Genomic DNA, 2,993 nt, shown 5'->3' with positions numbered 1-2,993 from the left:
TATAGTAGGTAAATGAACTATAATAATAGTTGGATAATATAAATTTTTAAGTCTATTATATATGGAGGTATGAAATGAATAAATATTTAGAAAGAGCTATAGAATTAAAACCTAATACTATTAAAGATAGAAGACATATTCATGAAAATCCTGAATGTGGAATGGTTTTACCGAAGACAAAGGAATATGTAATTGGTAGATTAAAAGAAATGAATTTAGAACCTAAAATCGTTGGAGATTCAGGTATAGTAGTTTTAATCGAAGGAAAGAAACCAGGAAAGACAGTTTTACTCCGCTGTGATATGGACGCACTTCCAATGGAGGAAGTAAACAACTTACCATTTAGAAGTAAAATAAAGGCAGCACATACTTGTGGTCACGATATGCATACTGCGATTATGATTACAGTAGCTCAAATTTTATCTGAAAACATAGATGATATAGAAGGAAATGTCAAGATAGTATTCCAACCAGGTGAAGAGGCTGGTGAAGGAGCTAGAATGCTGATAGATGAGGGTGTTTTAGAAAATCCTAAGGTAGATTTAGCTATTGCGATGCATGTTTTTCCTACACATGAACCTAATACAATAGCCTATGCTATAGGAGGGGCTACTAGTTCAGTAAATGCATTTGAAATAAAAATCAAAGGTAAGGGATGTCATGGTTCTATGCCAGAAAAGGGTATAGACCCTATAAATACAGGAATGTATATATACCAAGCACTTCAAAGTTTAATTCCAAGAAGTATTTCTGCAACTGAGAGGGCAGTTTTAACTATAGGACAATTTATCTCAGGTGATGCTCCAAATATTTTACCAGAAGAGGCTATTATGACAGGATCTCTTAGAACATACGATCCAAATGTCTGCGATACAGTACTTGCTAAAATTAAACAAATATTAAAGGGTGCGGAAGCTATGTTTGGAGCAACAGTGAGCTACCGTGAATTTTTCACTCCTTTCCCATGCTCTTATAATGAACCAACTGAAACTCGTAAGCTAGTTAAGTATATGGAGGATATAGATGATTTGAATTTAGTTGAAACTCAAGGAATGTCAGGATCTGAAGATTTTGGATTTATAACACAATTAGTACCTTCTGTGTACTTAGAATTAGGAGCAAAGGTCCAAGGAAATGATTATGTAAATCATAGTCCAAATGTATTGTTTAATGAAGTTTGTATGCCTTATGGAGCAGCTGCATTTGCAAATTGTGCTGTAAAATGGTTAAAAAATAATAAATAAGTAAATTTATAAAAATATTATTGACATTATAGTTACTGGAAACTTTACACTTATAAGAAATCATACTTTTTAAGGGAAGGGGAAATAAAAATATGAAAGCATTAAATCGTTGGATATATGCAGTAGTAGGTGTAATAGTTTTATTATTTGCAGGACTTATTTATGCATGGAGTGTACTTGTAACACCGATTAGTCAGGAATTTACAAATTGGAGTAATACGAGTTTATCGTTAACATTTACAATTTGTATGATATTCTTCTGTTTAGGTGGACTAATAGGTGGGCTTTTGCAGAAAAAAATCGATGTAAAAATAAATGTTTGGTTGGCGGCAGTTTTATTTTTAATAGGATTTTTTATTTCATCAAAGGCACAAAGCATTGCGACTTTATATGTAGGATATGGAGTTTTAGCTGGGTTTGCATCAGGACTTGCTTATAATTCAGTAATGAGTACAATGTCTAAGTGGTTTTTAGATAAGCAAGGGCTTATTTCTGGAATACTTTTAATGGGATTTGGACTTGGAAGCTTCATAATAGGTAAGATATATCAAGCTTATACACCGACTGACATTGGAGGATGGAGAACCTCATTTATGGTGTTTGGAGTTATATTGGTAATTGTTCTAGGTATTGGGGGATTTTTCTTTGTAAAACCAGGTGATGATTTTGTACCTCCAGTTAGTGCTTCAAAAGGCAAAGAGAAAAATTCTAGCAAAATCAATAAGGAAGTAGGTATAGATGTAAATGCTGTTCAAATGGTAAAAAGACCTTCATTTTGGTTTTATTTTGTATGGGCAACATTACTTGGTGCTGCAGGACTAGCTTTGATATCACAGGCTAGTGGTATAGCAGGTGAAGTAGGCAAGGGTGTAAGTGCTTCTACAATTGCGACAGTTGTTGGATTAATATCTATTTGTAATGGTATAGGACGCGTTATCTATGGTGGAATGTTTGATAAATTAGGACGTTTTAAAACTATGATGACAGTTGTAGTAGTATTTTTTATATCAGCCTTGTTGTTGATTATTGCATTTAAATCTAAAAGCTTTGGCGTTTTAATAGTTGGATTTATGCTATGTGGAGCTTCTTATGGAGGTATAACATCGACGAACTCTGCTTTTATAAATTCTTTTTATGGAGCTACAAATTACCCTGTTAACTTCTCTATAATAAATTTAAATCTTATAATAGCATCATTTGGAAGTACAATTGCAGGAGCGCTTTATGATTCTAGTGGATCTTATCTTAGCACAATTTTTATGATGATAGGAGCAATTGCACTTAGTTTTATATGTGTTGTAAGCATAAAAAGACCATAATACAAATTTAGTTGTATAAAAGTGACTTCTACTATTTTTTAGTAGGAGTCTTATTTTATGAAGATTTTTTAGAATTTTCGTAAAAATAGTTGACATTATAGTAACTTGAAGGTTTAAACTTGGTATTAATAGTAGTATGTTAATTATTTGAGAATTGTTAGTAATAGGTAAAATAAATGACGATGTAAATAATAAAGATTGTATATTAAGGGGGAATTTTCATGAAACAATTAATGACAGGTAATGAAGCAATAGCTCGTGGCGTTTATGAAGCTGGTGTTAAATTTGCTTCAGCTTATCCAGGAACACCAAGTACAGAGATATTAGAAAATATAGGTACATATAAAGAAATAGATGCTGAATGGGCAAATAATGAAAAGGTTGCATTAGAAGCAGTTATAGGTGCTTCACTTGCAGGGGCAAGATCATT

Annotated in this window: 2 protein-coding genes and 1 pseudogene; all 3 read left to right on the top strand. The window is 32.4% G+C overall.

Annotated elements, in window-relative coordinates:
• The first annotated feature begins 74 nt into the window (after positions 1-74).
• Positions 75-1,244 carry a M20 metallopeptidase family protein gene (locus ACI3VO_RS12355; protein ID WP_439758206.1) on the top strand — a complete coding sequence of 390 codons (1,170 nt, stop codon included), beginning with the start codon at positions 75-77 and terminating at the stop codon, positions 1,242-1,244.
• Between the two features lie 92 nt (positions 1,245-1,336).
• Entirely contained in the window at positions 1,337-2,563 is a 1,227-nt protein-coding gene (locus ACI3VO_RS12350; RefSeq protein WP_439758205.1) for an MFS transporter, read from the top strand.
• A 221-nt stretch (positions 2,564-2,784) separates the two neighbouring features.
• Positions 2,785-2,993 (top strand): annotated as a pseudogene (locus ACI3VO_RS12345) (indolepyruvate ferredoxin oxidoreductase subunit alpha); the annotation flags it as partial.

The sequence above is a fragment of the Intestinibacter sp. genome, from assembly GCF_051866655.1.
Classification (GTDB): domain Bacteria; phylum Bacillota; class Clostridia; order Peptostreptococcales; family Peptostreptococcaceae; genus Intestinibacter.
The sequence above is the reverse complement of the archived record's forward strand: the minus strand, read 5'-3'. Positions and strand labels throughout refer to the sequence as shown.